This window comes from Halosaccharopolyspora lacisalsi (genome assembly GCF_014137975.1).
GTDB classification, from domain to species: Bacteria; Actinomycetota; Actinomycetes; order Mycobacteriales; family Pseudonocardiaceae; genus Halosaccharopolyspora; species Halosaccharopolyspora lacisalsi.
Genome location: NZ_JACGWZ010000002.1, coordinates 509,295 through 524,582 on the forward strand (window position 1 = coordinate 509,295; position 15,288 = coordinate 524,582).

General features: G+C 68.6%; 15 protein-coding genes and 1 pseudogene. 3 read left to right on the forward strand and 13 right to left on the reverse strand.

All coding sequences use genetic code 11. From position 1 onward, the window contains the following. Positions 1-279 precede the first annotated feature (279 nt). The 7 genes from FHX42_RS26575 to FHX42_RS10200 form a co-directional block, all read right to left on the reverse strand. The gene (locus tag FHX42_RS26575) at positions 280-1,482 is read right to left on the reverse strand and encodes a sensor histidine kinase (protein ID WP_182543978.1); all 1,203 of its coding nucleotides are present in this window, start codon (positions 1,480-1,482) and stop codon (positions 280-282) included. Between the two features lie 293 nt (positions 1,483-1,775). After that, positions 1,776-2,516 carry a VOC family protein gene (locus FHX42_RS10175; RefSeq protein ID WP_182543979.1) on the reverse strand — a complete coding sequence of 247 codons (741 nt, stop codon included), beginning with the start codon at positions 2,514-2,516 and terminating at the stop codon, positions 1,776-1,778. A 502-nt stretch (positions 2,517-3,018) separates the two neighbouring features. Then, the gene (locus tag FHX42_RS10180; protein ID WP_182544244.1) at positions 3,019-3,783 is read right to left on the reverse strand and encodes a putative hydro-lyase; all 765 of its coding nucleotides are present in this window, start codon (positions 3,781-3,783) and stop codon (positions 3,019-3,021) included. Between the two features lie 29 nt (positions 3,784-3,812). Continuing rightward, positions 3,813-4,685: a 5-oxoprolinase subunit C family protein gene (locus tag FHX42_RS10185; protein ID WP_182543980.1), complete on the reverse strand. Its 873-nt coding sequence runs from the start codon at positions 4,683-4,685 to the stop codon at positions 3,813-3,815. After that, entirely contained in the window at positions 4,682-5,296 is a 615-nt protein-coding gene (locus tag FHX42_RS10190; protein ID WP_182544245.1) for a 5-oxoprolinase subunit B family protein, read from the reverse strand. Before FHX42_RS10190 ends, FHX42_RS10185 begins: the two co-directional genes overlap by 4 nt. Before the next feature lie 2 nt (positions 5,297-5,298). After that, a complete protein-coding gene (locus FHX42_RS10195) occupies positions 5,299-6,063 on the reverse strand; it encodes a LamB/YcsF family protein (protein ID WP_182543981.1) in 765 nt (254 codons plus the stop codon). 33 nt (positions 6,064-6,096) lie between these two features. Further along, positions 6,097-7,314: an NRAMP family divalent metal transporter gene (locus FHX42_RS10200; RefSeq protein ID WP_182543982.1), complete on the reverse strand. Its 1,218-nt coding sequence runs from the start codon at positions 7,312-7,314 to the stop codon at positions 6,097-6,099. Between the two features lie 160 nt (positions 7,315-7,474). Here FHX42_RS10200 and FHX42_RS10205 point away from each other — a divergent pair, with 160 nt between their 5' ends. Together FHX42_RS10205 and FHX42_RS10210 are read left to right on the forward strand one after the other, a co-directional pair. Beyond that, positions 7,475-8,173, forward strand: a complete 699-nt coding sequence (locus tag FHX42_RS10205) for a GntR family transcriptional regulator (RefSeq protein ID WP_182543983.1) — start codon at positions 7,475-7,477, stop codon at positions 8,171-8,173. A 181-nt stretch (positions 8,174-8,354) separates the two neighbouring features. After that, positions 8,355-8,651: pseudogene (locus FHX42_RS10210) on the forward strand (Tn3 family transposase); the annotation flags it as partial. A 42-nt stretch (positions 8,652-8,693) separates the two neighbouring features. Here the strand turns inward: FHX42_RS10210 and FHX42_RS10215 are convergent. Further along, entirely contained in the window at positions 8,694-9,680 is a 987-nt protein-coding gene (locus tag FHX42_RS10215) for an AraC family transcriptional regulator (protein WP_182543984.1), read from the reverse strand. Between the two features lie 83 nt (positions 9,681-9,763). Between FHX42_RS10215 and FHX42_RS10220 the strand changes: the two genes are divergently transcribed. Then, positions 9,764-10,618: an NmrA family NAD(P)-binding protein gene (locus FHX42_RS10220; RefSeq protein ID WP_182543985.1), complete on the forward strand. Its 855-nt coding sequence runs from the start codon at positions 9,764-9,766 to the stop codon at positions 10,616-10,618. A gap of 246 nt (positions 10,619-10,864) precedes the next feature. Here FHX42_RS10220 and FHX42_RS27040 read toward each other — a convergent pair whose 3' ends face one another. The 5 genes from FHX42_RS27040 to FHX42_RS10240 form a co-directional block, all read right to left on the reverse strand. Next, positions 10,865-10,999, reverse strand: a complete 135-nt coding sequence (locus FHX42_RS27040; RefSeq protein ID WP_268898361.1) for a hypothetical protein — start codon at positions 10,997-10,999, stop codon at positions 10,865-10,867. Positions 11,000-11,027: 28 nt separating this feature from the next. Continuing rightward, on the reverse strand, positions 11,028-11,927 hold the full coding sequence (locus FHX42_RS10225) for a TIGR03619 family F420-dependent LLM class oxidoreductase (protein ID WP_182543986.1): 900 nt from the start codon (positions 11,925-11,927) through the stop codon (positions 11,028-11,030). Positions 11,928-11,990: 63 nt separating this feature from the next. After that, the gene (locus tag FHX42_RS10230; protein ID WP_182544246.1) at positions 11,991-12,971 is read right to left on the reverse strand and encodes a VWA domain-containing protein; all 981 of its coding nucleotides are present in this window, start codon (positions 12,969-12,971) and stop codon (positions 11,991-11,993) included. A gap of 2 nt (positions 12,972-12,973) precedes the next feature. Next, positions 12,974-13,915, reverse strand: a complete 942-nt coding sequence (locus tag FHX42_RS10235; RefSeq protein ID WP_328796025.1) for a DUF58 domain-containing protein — start codon at positions 13,913-13,915, stop codon at positions 12,974-12,976. A 14-nt stretch (positions 13,916-13,929) separates the two neighbouring features. After that, a complete protein-coding gene (locus FHX42_RS10240; protein WP_182543988.1) occupies positions 13,930-15,042 on the reverse strand; it encodes an AAA family ATPase in 1,113 nt (370 codons plus the stop codon). Between the last annotated feature and the right edge of the window lie 246 nt (positions 15,043-15,288).

The window sequence follows — 15,288 nt, forward strand, 5'->3', positions numbered from 1 at the left end:
AACCCGATATCGATACTGGTCAGCGACCTCCCCACGGTCGCACCAGCAACGTTATCCAGCATGCGTTCACGTTCGGAAACACAAACGAACTGTGCCCCCACAAAAGCACTGGATACCCCGGCTCACCAGCCACGAACCTGAGACGGGTGGGGCCGGAACACGTCGGAAACGGGCCGCGCTGACGTGGAACCGCACAGTTCGAAAGCCCGGGCACTATATGCACCACGACGTAGCGCGAGACAGGCCTCGACCAGGGCACGATGTGCCGAACTGAAGTTCCTAGCCTTCTTCTGGCCGCAGTCGGAGTGACGCGACGACTTCGAAGCCTCCCCCGGACCTGGGGCCGGTGCGTAGCGAGCCGCCGTAGGCCGCGACTCGTTCCTGCATGCCGATCAGCCCGTGGCCCTGATGACGCGTGGTCGCGTGGTGTGGCTCGTCGGGGGATGCTGCAGCGCCTCGCCCGTCGTCGCAGAGGTGTATCCGCAGCGTGTTCTCGTCGTGGTGGATTCGCAGGTGGACTTCGCTGACGCCCGGGCCCGCGTGTTCGAGGGTGTTCGTCAGTGCTTCCTGCACGATGCGATAGGCCGCCAGCCCCACTCCGGTGGGCGGCGTGTGGGGCGTTCCGTCGACGGTGAACTCGACGGGAAGTCCGGCTTGGCGCACCTGCTCGACCAGTTGGTCGAGTTGGTCGAGGCCTGGTTGCGGAGCGTGTTGCGCGTTCGGCTCGTCGCTGCGGAATATGCCGAGCATGCGACGCATTTCGGTCTGCGCGTAACGCCCGGTGGCCGCGATCGTGTCGACTGCCTGCCGGGCCTGGTCCGGGTTGGTCGTCATCGCGTATGTGGCGCCGTCGGCTTGCACGGTGATCACGCTGAGGCTGTGCGAGACGATGTCGTGCATCTCGCGCGCGATCCGGGCACGTTCCGTTGCCGCCGCGATGTGTGCCCGGTTGTCGCGCTCGCGTTCTGCCTGCGCGGCCCGTTCCCGCAGACTCGCCAGGTACGCCCGCCGGATGCGGACGCTGTTGCCCCAGATCCACGTGGAGCCGATGAGGATCGTGGACGGAATCAGTTCCATCGGCAGGCGCAGCCCACCCCCGGCCGACACGAACCACCGAGCGTACACGAACACGGTGCCGAGCTCCAGAATGACGGCCGCGAACGCCGCGTTGGGCCAACGGCATCGGGAGGCGACATTGTAGAGCGCGGCGAGTAGCACGAGGGTGGCCGGCAGCAGTCCCATGTCGAGCAGCCACTGCGCGAACGCCGCCCCCGATGCGATCACGAATGCGGTCGTCGGGCGTTCGCGCCGGATGAGCACCGGGCCGCACTGTCCGCCGGCCACCAGCAGCGCCATCCACCAGGTCGGGGCATCGGGCGCGCTGGCCGCGCTCGCGGTGCTGAGGATCAGCAGCGGCGCTGCGAGGGCCGTGTCGGCGAGCCGCGGGTGTCCACGTACCCAGGTGCCTACGGCGCTATACACGCCCGTCAGGCTACGTTTCGGCTGGAGGCGTGGCGTCCGGCTCCGGTCGGACATGCGGCTACTCCCCAGGTCGCACCCACACTGACCGCCAGCGGTGTGAACAGCTGATTCGGCATGCTCCTCAACGCGAATCCCTCACCCAGCCACATCGATGTCAGCGCAGGTGGTGGCTGTGGCCGACCGGAACTTAGTCGGTGCTACCGGGACCCGTCAGTGGTGAAGGCGATGGTGTCGTCGAGGCCCGACCGGTAGCCGTCGCTGGTGTTCACGGTGAGGGCCGGCAAGGCTCCGCGTCAGAGCGGGGTGAGGACGCAGAACTCGTTGCCCTCCGGGTCGGCGAGGCACGTCCACGGGACGTCGCCCTGGCCGAGGTCGATGTCGGTGGCGCCGAGCGTCCGCAGCTGGGCCACCTCCGCCGTTTGATCGTCACCGGGGTGAGGCCGGAGGTCGAGATGGACGCGGTTCTTCACCGTCTTCGCATCGGGTGTGCGGAGGAACTTCAGATACGGGCCGACGCCCTTGGCGGAGCGCAGCACCGCGTGATCGCCGGTGACCTCGTGCAGGGTCCAGTCCATCGCCTCCTCCCAGAACCGGGCCATGGTCCGCGGATCGGTGCAGTCGACCACCACTGCGGCGATCGGCCCGGTGTCCCGGTAGATCGTCCGGGGCTCCAGCACGCAGAACTCGTTGCCCTCCGGGTCGGCCAGGACCGTCCACGGGACGTCGCCCTGACCCACGTCGGCGGACGTCGCGCCGAGGTCCTGGAGGCGTGCGACCAGGTCCGCGTGATGGGCCGCGGAGGTGGTGGCGAGGTCGACGTGCACGCGGTTCTTCACCGTCTTGGGTTCCGGGACGGTAATGACGTCGACGCAGACGGCGACGGGGTCGGGGTAGACGGAACCCACGGGAGTGAGGTTGGTGACGATGCCGGGTTCCTCGACGGAAGCATTCCAGCCGAGCGCTTCCGCCCAGAACTGGCCGAGCGCGGAGTCGTCCCGAGCGTTCATCGCAATCTGCACAAGCCGCGTCGCCATGTCGCTGATCCTATACACGGGCGGATCAAGAAACCACCCGTATTCGCCTTCTGCAGGTGGGGGGCAAGGATCGGGAATCGGCCCGCTGCGAGCCGGTTGGCGGCCGAGGCGTGTCGGTGGCGCTGAGGGGTCGGGGGCTTGTCGAGGTTGGGCTGGATCCCCCGCACGGAGTCAGGTCGTGGCAGCGGGGCCGGGTGGCAGGTGGACGGTCATGATCAGGTGGCAGGTTTCGATACCCGCTCCGTGGTAGGCGTGTGGGGTGTCGGCGTCGGTCGAAAACGACCGGCGGGCCCCACCCCCGCGTCCCCGGTGGGGCCCGCTACTGGTCAGCGTCGCCCCGGGAGGCCTCAACGTTTGGTCTGTCACGGATCTTCCCCAGACCCCTGGGAGCAGTTCAGGATCTGGCGCCGAGCACGGTTTTCAGCTGGTGGTCGGTGTCGGCACACACCTGAGGGTCTTGCACGTCTACCACTCGGACCCGTGCCAGTGGCCGGAGCGTGGCTCACGGCACGAGGAAGGCGCTGTCGTGGGTGTCGGTGACGGCCATGTGTCCGGGGGCGTGCGCGAGGGCGAACGGGGGCTTCGAACGCATGACGGCTGCCTGCGGGGTAACGCCGCAGCCCCAGAACACCGGAACCTCGCCCGGCCGGATCTCGACCGCGTCGCCGAAATCGGGGCGATCCAGGTCGGTGATGCCGAGCTGTTCGGGCGAGCCGACGTGCAGCGGTGCGCCGTGCACGGCCGGGTAGCGCGCGGTCACGCGCACCGCCGTGGCCACGAGATCCGCCGGGATCGGACGCATCGACACGACCAGCGGCGCGTGCAGGGTACCGGCCGGACGACAGTTCCGACTCGTGCGATACATCGGAACGTTGCTGCCCTGTTCGAGGTGCCGGACGGGGACACCGGCCTGCAGCAGCGCGGTCTCGAAGGTGAAGCTGCATCCGATCAGAAAGCACACGAGGTCGTCCCGCCACAGATCGGTGACCTCGTCGCGTTCGGCGACGAACTCACCCTCGGAGTACACGCGGTAGGCGGGAAGGTCGGTGCGCAGGTCCCCGTCGAAGATCGACGTACGTGCCTCCCCGGGCTCGCTGACGTCCAGCACGGGGCAGGAGCGCGGGTTTCGTTGCGAGAACAGCAGGAAGTCGTAGGCGTACGCCCGAGGTAGGGCGATCAGATTCGCCTGGGTCCACCCGGCGCAGTACCCCGAGGTCGGCACGCGCAGCCCGGTCCGAAAGGCCTGCCGCGCCCGCGGTGGCGACATGTCGGCAGGGGAAGTCTTGGGGGGCTCGTTCATCGTTTGCCTCCGAGGCGGAATCTGATGCGCTGACCCGGTCTGGACTGTGCGGCTTGGTCGACGTGGGTGGCTCGCACGACCGCGATGACCGGGTACCCGCCGGTGGAGGGGTGATCGGCGAGAAACAGCGTCGGCAGGCCGTTGGGAGGGACCTGCAGCGCCCCGGTCACCATGCCCTCGCTGGGTAGTTCGGCGGTGTCGCGGCGGGGAAGTTCCGGACCCGCCAGCCGCATGCCGACGCGATTGCTGTCGGCGGTGACCTCGTACGGCCTGCTGACCAGCGTGTCCAGCGCTTCCGGGGTGAACCAGTCGTGCCGAGGACCGGGCACGATGTCGAGGGTGACCTCATCGATGGCGGGTGGGGCCACGGGGGCGATGTCGACGTGCGGATGCCCGTGCGGTGCGGGGCCGACCGGCAGAATCCGACCGGGGCCGAGCTGCTCGGGGCCGAGCCCGGCGAGTACGTCCGTGCTGCGCGACCCCAGGACCGGGTCCACGACGATTCCTCCGCGCACGGCGAGGTAGCTGCGCAGTCCACGCTCCGGCGTGCCGAGCCGGACTTCCGCGCCGCCGGGCACGCGCAGCGGCGCATTCGGCGCCTCACCGCGCCCGTCGATCGTGACCGGACAGGGCGCGCCGGTCACCGCGATCACCAGGTCACCGTGCGCGCGTACGGTCAACCCACCGAGGGTGACCTCGACGGCAGCGGCGGACTCGTCGTTGCCGCACAGACGGTTGGCCAGCCGCAGTGAACCCCGGTCGGCCGCGCCGGAGGTTCCCACGCCGATCCCGGACAGCCCCGGCCGTCCGAGATCCTGCACCGTGGACAGCGGGCCCGTGGCAAGCACCTCCACAGTGGATCGGGTCATGCGGTGGCCTCCTCGAAGCGAACCCGTACCCCGGGACGCAGCAGCGCGGGCGGATCACGGTCGACGCGCCAAATTTCCAGGTCCGTGCGGCCGATGAGCTGCCAGCCACCCGGTGACGTGCGCGGATAGATGCCGGAGAACTCCCCGGCGAGTCCGACCGCACCGACTGGTACCCGGGTGCGTGGCTCGGCCCGGCGTGGAACCACGAGTCGGGAGTCGCCGCCGCTGAGGTAGCCGAAGCCGGGTGCGAACCCACCGAAGGCCACCCGCCACTCGGTGCCGGTGTGCGCCTCGACCACCTCCCGCTCGGTCAGCCCCGTCAGTCGCGCGACCTCGGCGAGGTCCTCGCCGTCGTAGACGACCGGAACTCGCAGCAGCCCCCGTTCCTGCTGCCCGCCGTGCGAGGGCCGGGTGGCCTGCACGGCGTCCTGAACTTCGGCGATGTCGGCCGTGTCCGGATCCACGCGCAACAACAGAGTGCGTGCGGCAGGCACCAGATCGACCACCCCAGGTGGCCGGTCGGCGTCCAGAGCGGCGTACAGCGCCAGCACCTCGTCGAGGTCCCGCAGTTCGACGAGCAGGCCGGAGTCGGCACACGGCAGCATTCGCATGGTCACGTGTCTCCGGTGAACGGGACCAGCAGCGCACCCTCGTCGATCAGCCTGTTGCGCACCGCCTGAGCCACGGCGGCGGCGTCCGGGGTGTCACCGTGCACGCAGATCGAGTCCGCCTCCACCCGAATCCGCGACCCGTCAACGGCCTCGATCGGTTCCCCACGCACCATTCGCACGCACCGCTGGGCGATGTACTCGGGATCGTGCAGCACTGAACCGAGTTCTCGCCGCGAGACCAGCGTGGCCTCCGGTGTATAGGCGCGGTCGGCGAAGGCCTCCCGGCACACCCGCAGCCCGGCGTTCTCGGCCATCCGCAGCCACTCGGATCCGGGCAGGCCCAGCGCGACCAGGCCGGAGTCGTACCGGACCACGGCGTCGACGACCGCCGCGGCCTGTTCGGAGTGGTGCACGATCGCGTTGTACAGCGCCCCGTGCGGTTTGACGTAGCGCACCTCGCTGCCCGCCACGCGGGCGAACCCCGCCAGAGCTCCGATCTGGTAAAGCACGTCGTCGGTGAGTTCGGCCGGCGCCACGTCGATGAACCGCCGCCCGAAGCCGGCCAGGTCCCGGTAGCCGACCTGCGCGCCGATCGCCACGCCCAGCGTCGCGGCTCGTTCGCAGGCTCGCCGGATCGCTCCCGGGTCTCCCGCGTGGAAACCGCAGGCTACGTTTGCGCTGGTCACGACGGTCAGCAGCGTCGCGTCGTCGCCCAGTTCCCAGCGGCCGAAGCTTTCGGCCAGATCCGCGTTGAGATCCGTGCGCATCGTGTTACCGCCTTCCCGGTCCCTCGGGTCGAGTCAGGTCCACAGAGCGGCGATGCCGCCGAGCGAATTGGCACCCAGATACAGCGTCAGCAGCCAGGCCGCCACACCGAGCACCAGCAGCCACCGGGGATAGCGATAGCCCCCGAGCAGGTCCTGGCGGCGTAGCGCCACCCACATCAACACTCCGAAGCCGACGGGCAGGATCAGCCCGTTCAGTGCTCCGGCCAGCACCAGCAGCGTGGTCGGTGCCTGATTCAGCAGCAGGAACACCGCCGTGGACAGCCCGATGAATCCCACGACCAGCCAGGAACGGAAACGTTCCAGCGTCGGGGAGAAGGTCACCACGAACGAGACCGAGGTGTAGGCGGCGCCGATGACGGAGGTGATGCCGGCTGCCCACAGGATCATGCCGAACAGCCGCAGCCCCACCGCACCGGCGGCGTGCTGGAAGGCGTCGGCCGTGGGGTTCTGCGTTGCCAGAGTGACACCTCCGGCGACCACGCCGAGCAGCGCCAGGAACAGCACCATCCGCATCACGCCGGTCAGCACCATCGAGATGATCGAGCTGCGGCTGATCTCGGCGACGCGGTCGGGGCCTGTGACTCCAGTGTCGACGAGCCGGTGAGCCCCGGCGTAGGTGATGTAGCCGCCGACGGTGCCGCCGACGAGTGTGGTGATCGCCAGAAAGTTGATCTCGTCGGGCAGCACCGCCTGGCGCAGCGCCGCACCGACGGGTGGGTCGGAGACGATCGCCACGTAGGTGGTCAGGGCGATCATGGCCACGCCGAGTACGACGACCAGGCGATCCATGGCCAGCCCGGCACGTTTGCTCAGGAAGATCGCGATCGCGATGACCGCCGAGACCGCACCTCCGATCTTGGCGTCGAGCCCGAACAGCGCGTCCAGCCCCAGCGAGGTGCCCCCGATGTTGCCGACGTTGAACACCAGACCGCCGAACACCACGAGGGCGGCCATCACGTACCCCAGGCCCGGCAGCACCCGGTTGCCCAGGTCCTGGGCGCGGGTTCCCGAGACACCGATCACCCGCCACACGTTCAGCTGCACGGCGATGTCCAGCAGGATCGACAACACGATCGCGAAGGCGAACGCCGCACCGAGCTGGACGGTGAACTGCGTGGTCTGGGTGATGAAACCGGGCCCGACGGCGCTGGTGGCCATCAGGAACACCGCCCCGAGCAGCGTGCTGCGTGTGGCTGCCGCCTTGGTGCTTGCCGTGGTATCGCTGCCCATGGCTTCTCCTGTCGCGGTCGAACTTGGCGTGCGAACGCGGCTCGTTGTCAATGTGACCCCGACAACCTATAAGATTGTTGAACAATACTGCAATACTCTTGCTGAACCTTTTTCTCGTAGACTGGGCGCGTCGATCACTTTCGAGCGTGTGAGGAGCGCGATGACCACCACGGGTACGTGGGTCGATCAGCTCGCCGCCGACCGGTCACTGCTGGACCGTGCGAGCACGGCCGAGCGCGTGGCCGAGGTGCTGCGGCAGCGCATCATCGAGGGGGTGCTGGCGCCCGGCACACGGCTGTCCGAGGAAAGCGCCGGCCGGGCGTTGGCGGTCTCGCGCAACACGCTGCGCGAGGCGTTCCGGCTGCTGGCCCACGAGCAGCTGCTGGTGCACGAGCTGCACCGGGGGGTGTTCGTACGAGTGCTGTCCGCCGACGACGTCGTGGACCTCTACCGCATGCGGCGGCTGCTGGAAACCGGCGCGGTGCGCCACGCCGCGCAGGCGGGTCCGGAGCTACTCGCGGCCGTCGAGGAGGCCGTCGGTGCCGGTGAGCGTGCCGCCGAGGCCGAGCGCTGGTGGGAGGTGGGCACCGCGAACATGCGCTTCCACCAGGCACTGGCCGCGCTGGCGAGCAGCCCGCGGGTGGACGAGACGATGCGCCAGCTGCTGGCAGAGCTGCGCCTGGCGTTTCACGTGATGTCCCGGCCACGGGAGTTCCACGAGCCCTACCTGGAACTCAACCGCGTGATCGCCGAGCTGATCGGCGCCGGAAAGGCACACGAGGCGGCCGACCGCCTCGACGCCTACTTCGACACCGCCGAAACCCAGCTGGTGGAAGCCTACCGGTCCTACGGTTCGTAACCGACCGCCTCGACGCCTACTTCGACACCGCCGAAACCCAGCTGGTGGAAGCCTACCGGTCCTACGGTTCGTAACCGACCGCCTCGATCCGGCCTGACGCGACGGCGATAGGCTGGCTCAGCCACCGTTGAAGGCCGGACAAGTACTCGTCTCCGACGCTGTGACCAGCTACGATGCCCACCTGTATGCCCATGAGGGCACGATCCGGGCCCGGCATCTGGAAGCCCAGACCGAGCAGGCGTGGCGTCTGACACTGGTGACCAACGCCGTGGTGGCCCGGACGACCGAGTACTACGGCCTGGCGGTGGAGTCGATGCGTCGCTCCGGACGACGCATCGACGACGAGGTCCTGGCCCACATCTCTCCAGCGCACAGCGAGAACGTCAACTTCTTCGGTGCTATCGACGTCGAAGGCGAGCTCGCCCAGCTCGGCCCCACCGGCTACCGGCCACTGCGCATCGGCGACACCCTCTTCTGATGCGAACACACGTGTGTCCGTAAGCGGATCGGTCACGAGACATCAGTCGGGTGTGGTTCGCGGGGCGGAACGGCTTGAGCTCATCCGGTGCTGTTGTGGACTGACTCCGCGTGATCGCTTGAAGGCGGCGCTGAGCGCGAACGCGTTGTTGTAACCGACCTGGTGGGCGATCGATTCGATCGGGGCCTCGGTGTTGCTGAGGAGGTCGGCAGCCAGGTCGAGGCGCCAGTCGGTGAGGTAGGCGATGGGAGGGGTACCGACGAGGTTGGTGAAGCGGCGGGCCAGCGTCGCTCGGGATACCGCGGTCCGCCTGGCGAGCGCGTTCACGGTCCAGGGATGGCTGGGGTCGCCATGGATGAGCCGTAAGGCGGGTCCCACGACGGGATCGCCGTGCGCTTGGTACCAGGCCGGTGCCGCGGCGTCGGGCCGGGTGAACCAGGCGCGCAGGACGGCGACCACGAGTAGATCAAGAAGTCGGTCGAGGACGAGGTCCTGGCCCGGCTCGTCGCGCGCGATCTCCTGCGCGAACAGCGATACCAGCGCGGACTCGGCATGAAATTCCTTGGGTATGACCAGGAGCGGCGGTAAAGCGCTGAGCAGCCACGCCGCGATCTCGCTGGGTTCGCGGTACTTGCCGATCAGCAGCATCGACGACCCGTCCACGTCGGCTCCGGCGGGGCCTACACCATTGACCCAGGTGCGCACACCGTTGTCGGCAGTCGTATGGAGCTGAGCCCCGGCCGCGGTCGTCCGCCTGGGTCCAGGGTGGATGATCACGTCGACCGGTGTGCGGAGATCGTCGGTGAAGGTGAATGGGTCCGGGCCGCGCATCATGGCGATGTCGCCCGAGTCCAGCAGCACCGGATCACCGGCGTCGGGCACGACCCAGGGCGCCCCGCGCGCAACGGTCACCACGCTGAGCGGCGCACTGTCCCGAACGTGCACGGACCAGGGCGGGCTCTGAACGGTCCGCAGCACGAACGCGCCCCGTGCCCTGGCTCCGCTGAGCAGGCTGGTCAACGGTTCCACCGCTACAGCGTAAGACGCACGATTATGGATCTGCGAGCCTCGCGCATAGTCGCAGGCCCCGGCACGCTGGTGGACTGGTGGGCATGATCGCTGCCACGCCGACGACATTGGTCCTTGCGGGGACAGGCAAGACGGGACGCCGGGTGGTGACCGGGCTCACGGCACGCGGGGTGCCGGTACGGGTCGGCTCACGGCGCGCGGAGCCGCCGTTCGACTGGCAGGACGAGACCACGTGGGCACCGGCGCTGCGCGGTGTGGACAGGGCCTACGTCGCCTTCTATCCGGATGCGGCGTTTCCCGGCGCCGCTCACCGCATCAGTGCCTTCGCCGACCTGGCGGTGGTCTCCGGCGTCCAGCGACTGGTCCTGCTCGCCGACCGCGGCGCCGGCGAGGCGCAGCGGTGCGAGCAAGCGGTACGCGACTCGGGGGCCGAGTGGACCATCGTGCGGGCGGGTTTCATCACCCAGAACTTCAGCGAGGCGTTCCTGGCTGAACTGGTCCGGGCCGGCGTGGTCACGCTTCCAGCGGGCCACATCGCGGAACCGTTCACCGACGCCCAGGACATCGCCGACATCGCCGTCGCAGCACTGACCGAGGACAGTCACCGCGGCCAGGCTCTGGACGTGACAGGACCCCGGCTGCTCACCTTCACCGAGGCCGTCGCCGAGATCGCCAGAGCGACACGCAGGGAGGTGCGCTACCAGCCGGTCACACCCGCGCAGTTCGTTTCGTCCCTGACCGATCGAGGTGTACCAGCCGAATACGCGACGCAACTGGCTGACCTCATGGTCGAGGTCTTCGACGGCCGCAGGGCCAGCGTGACCGACACCGTCCATCGCATTCTCGGCCGGTCACCCCACGACTTCACCGACTACGCCCGCAACACCGCCGAGACGGGAGTCTGGGACACCCACGCGAGATCCTCCGGTGCGAGCTGACCCGCTTGGAGATCGGCGCGCGACTCGACCAACCCCGACATGGCCACCGCTCGTCACAGCCGGTATCGCCAGCTTCAGGCGCTCACCATGTGGTTGACAACCTACCCCGCCCCACCCCTCGCGTCGTGGCACTCTCACTGAGCCATCGCTCGGTGCGACGAGGTGGTCACCATGCGGCGTCGGGGTGAGGTGGTTCGGGATGCTGACCGGAGGCGAAGCGTGTAGCGGCGGTGAGATCGAGGCGAACTACGTCGACACCCACGGCGCCAGCGTCGTCGGCTTCGCCTTCACCGAATCGGTGATCTCGGTTTGGCGCATCCAGCACAACGCGGCCAACAGCGTCAGCCGCACCTCGCGGGGGCTGTCCCGCAGGGTGAACACCCCCCGCCGGGCCCACCCTCTCCGGTGGTCAGCCGCGAGCCGCCCGCAGCACCCGCTCGACCGTGTCCAACGCCTGATCGACGTTGTCGACGAGATTCATCATCTCCACGAAAGCGTGGTCGACATCGGTGTCGCGTTCCGCCCGCACGACGGTGTCGACAACACCGTCCAGCGCCTCGGTCGTCATCGGGTAGACACGCAACACCGCCCCCAGCGCCGCCGGATCACGCCCCGCCTCACCGGCCAACCGCCGGATCCGGCTCATCGGCCCGTTGACCGCCTCGGGATCGAATTCGTCCGCACCCGGCACGTGCAGCGGTAGCCACCCGTCGGATCGCCGGGCGACACGTTCCACGGCCGCGCCGGCGAAACCCGCCAGGTACACCGGTGGACGCGGACGCCGATCCGGCTTGACGTCGACGTGGGTGGACGGCACGGACCAGTACTTCCCGCCGTACTCGACGGGATTGTCCGACCACCACGCGAACAGCGCGTCGAGGCACTCGTCCAGCCGACCCCCGCGCTGGCTCATCGGCACACCGGCGGCCTCGTACTCCTCCGGCGACCACCCCGTACCGAACCCCGGCACCAACCGGCCACCGCTGATCCGATCGATCGTCGTCAACGACCGCGCCAGCACGGCGGGCGAATACCACGGGGCGATCAGGACGTTGGCGCCGATCTCGACGCGCTCGGTGACCGCCGCGGCAGCCGACATCAGGGCGAACGGATCCAGCACGGAGCGGAAGGCGTCGGGAATCGTCTCCCGGCCGCCGTAGCCGACGGTGGGATTTACCGCCGCCAGCAGCCGATCACCGACCCAGAGACTGTCCGCGCCCAGTCGCTCCGCCTCCCGCGCGAAGCGCACGAGCTCACCGGTGTCCCCGGCGACCGGGCCGAACTGCGGCAACGTGAAACCGATCTTCATACGGGAAGTCCCTTCCGTACACCGGCCCACGGCTCCGCCGTCCCGGTCGAGGCACAGTCGATCTCACGGTAGCCGCTGACGTAAGAACAACGACATACCTACGGCGACGATCGCCACGAGCGTGCCCAGTGCCAACCACGACTTGCTCGCGTCGGTGCGCTTGACCTCGTAGCCGATCTGCTTGCCCAACGTGTCGTAGACCCGCCGAAGCTGTTCGGCACTGGCGGCCTTGTGGAACTCCCCGCCGGACAGCTCCGCGATACGCCGCATCGCCTCGTCGTCGACCTCGACCGGCTGCCGCTCCCCCTGAATGCGAATGGTCCCGTACCGGGTGCCGAACGAAATCGTCGAGATCGGGACATGAGCCTGCTTCGCCGCCCTGGCCTGCGTATACGCCCCCCGAGGAGCCGTGGGACTACGCGGAATGGTCTGGCCCCCGTCGGCCATGAGCACGATCCGCGCGGGAGGCGCCCCCTGCGCACCTCCCACCATCCTGCCGAAGGACTGGATCGCCATCATCGAGGCCTTGATGCCGTCACCGGTAGCGGTGGCCTCCGACAACCGCAAACTGTCGATGGCCTGCTTGACCTTCGTGCGGTCCCGAGTCGGCGGCACCATGACCGTGGCGGTACCGGCGAACGACACCAACCCCAGATTGATCCCCGAAGTGAGCTTGTCCGCGAACTCCTTGGCCGCCTGCTTGGCCGCGGCCAACCGGCTCGGACGAACGTCCTCGGCCATCATCGACAACGACACGTCCATGGTCAGCATCACGGTCGCCCGGTTCCGCGGGACACGCTGCTCCGCCGTCGGACCGGCCAGGGCCACCGTCAACAGCACCAACGACACCCCGAGCAGCGCCACCGGCACGTGCTTGGACCAGCCCTGACTCCGCGGAGCCACCCGATCGAGCAGTTCGAGATTGCTGAACCGCAGCGTGTCACGCCGCCGCCTGCGCAGGGACCACACATACCCCACGGCCAGCGCCGCCACCACCAGCAGCAGCAGGAACCAGCCCGGTGCGGTGAATCCGGAAAAACCCAACATCACGCCACTCCCCCGGACCAGCCCCGCTTGCGGGCCATCACGAACCGAACGATGTCGGCGACCCAGTCCGAATCCGTCCGCAACACCAAATGAGCACAGCCCGCGCGCCGCAATGCGGTGGCCACCTCCTCGCGATGCGCCGCGGCAGCCGCCGCGAACTCACGCCGCAACAACGGAGTGGTCCGCACCTCCCGCTGCTTGCCCGTCTCCGGGTCCGACAACACCACCGTGCCGACGTCCGGCAGCTCGAGATCACGCGGATCGATCACCTCGATCGCCAACAACGAGTGCCGCCCGGACAACCCCCGCAACGCTCGCTGCCATTCCGTCGAACCCAGAAAGTCGGAAACGACCACAGCCAGACCCCGCCGCCGCGGCGGCCGGCGCAAGGACTCGACCAGCGCACCCAAGTCTCCCCGCGTGCCCTCGTCGGCGCGCGGGAACTCCGCGACCCGCCGCAACACCGCCCCCGAGTGAGCGGACCCGCCCGCGGCGGGCACCCGGTGCCGGGACTGCCCGTTGTCCACCACCGCCCCGATCCGGTTGCCCCCACCGCCGGTCAGGTACGTCACCGCCGCCAACCCGGCGATCGCCAACTCCCGCTTGTCGCAGGCCGCCGTGCCGAAATCCAGACTGGGCGAGAGATCCATCCCCACCCACGTCTCCAACTCCCGGTCGGCGATGCTCTGCCGAATGTGCGGCTCGGTGGTACGAGCCGTCACCGACCAGTCCATCCGCCGCACGTCATCACCGGGCTGATACCTCCGGGCCTCACCCGGCTCGGTGCCGGGGCCGGGAACCAACCCCAGATGATTCCCCTGCAACAGCCCGTCCAGCCGCCCCCGCACCGTCAACTCCAGGGTGCGCAACGCGGCCTGCAACCGTCCACTGTGCAAAGCCGGCGGCGACCAGGACGGCCGCTGCTGCTCGGATGCCGACACGACTGCCTGGCTCCTCACTGACGATGGGGGGCACCGGCCGGTGCCTGCCCGTACGGCGCGGGCTGGCCCGGAGCCTGGGACTGCGGCCGCGCGGAAACCTGGGGCAACGGAACCGTCTGCAACACCCGGTTGACGATGTGATCGACCGGAACCCCGTCGGCCAACGCGTCGTAGGACAACACCAGGCGATGCCGCAGCACGTCGGGAACCACGTCGACCACGTCCTGCGGCAGCACGTAGTCACGTCCCCGCACCAGCGCCAACGCCCGCGCGGCGGCGACGACACCCAGACTGGCCCGCGGCGAAGCGCCGAAGGAGACCCAGCCGGCGATGTCGGAAAGCCCGTGCTCGTTCGGCGTCCGGGTGGCCATCACCAACCGGACCACGTAGTCGACCAGCGCATGATGCACGAACACCGTCGAGGCCACTCCCTGCAACCGGATCAGCTCCGCCGGTTCCAGCACCGAGTTCGGCTCGGGAACGGCCGCGCCCATCCGGTAGATGATCTCGCGTTCCTCCTCTGCCGAGGGGTACTCGACGAGCAGCTTGAACAGGAACCGGTCCCGCTGGGCCTCCGGCAGCGGATAGACGCCCTCGTTCTCGATCGGGTTCTGCGTGGCCAACACCAGGAACGGGTCCGGGGTCGGATAACTGGTCCCCGCCAGCGAGACGTGACGCTCGGCCATGACCTCCAGCAGCGCCGACTGCACCTTCGCCGGAGCCCGGTTGATCTCGTCGGCGAGCACGAAGTTGGCCAGCACCGGACCGAGCTCGACGTCGAACTGCTCGCTGCTCTGCCGGTAGATCCGGGTGCCCAGCAGATCGGCGGGAACCAGGTCCGGGGTGAACTGCAACCGCGAGAACGACCCGCCCACCACCGAGGCGAAGGTCTCCACGGTCAGGGTCTTGGCGATGCCCGGCACGCCCTCGAGCAGGACGTGGCCCTTGGCCAGCAGCCCCACCAGGATGCGCTCCACCAGTCGATCCTGGCCCACGATCACGCGCTTGATCTCGAACACCGTGCGTTCGAGCAGCTGCGCGTCCCGGGCCGGTGTGGTGACCCGCTCCTCCGGGACGGACGTCGTCCCGTCACCTTGGAACCCCTCGCCCTGCCCGGGATCGGTCACTGGAGCAACCTCCTGTCGAAGGAAACGAACGTCGGATCGAGACCACCGGCGTCATCGCACTGTCGACCAAGATCCTGGCACGCCCGAGCGCTGTGCGTACGCGGGGGCATCGACCCGCTTGCTCCCAGTCAATCGCATTTGCGGTGTGTCTGCTGTGAAGCTTGTCCTTGCTTGTTTTCGCGGGTGTTGTTGTGTGGTTTGATTTTAGCCAATACTGAAATTATGCATACTTCAAATATTAGCGTC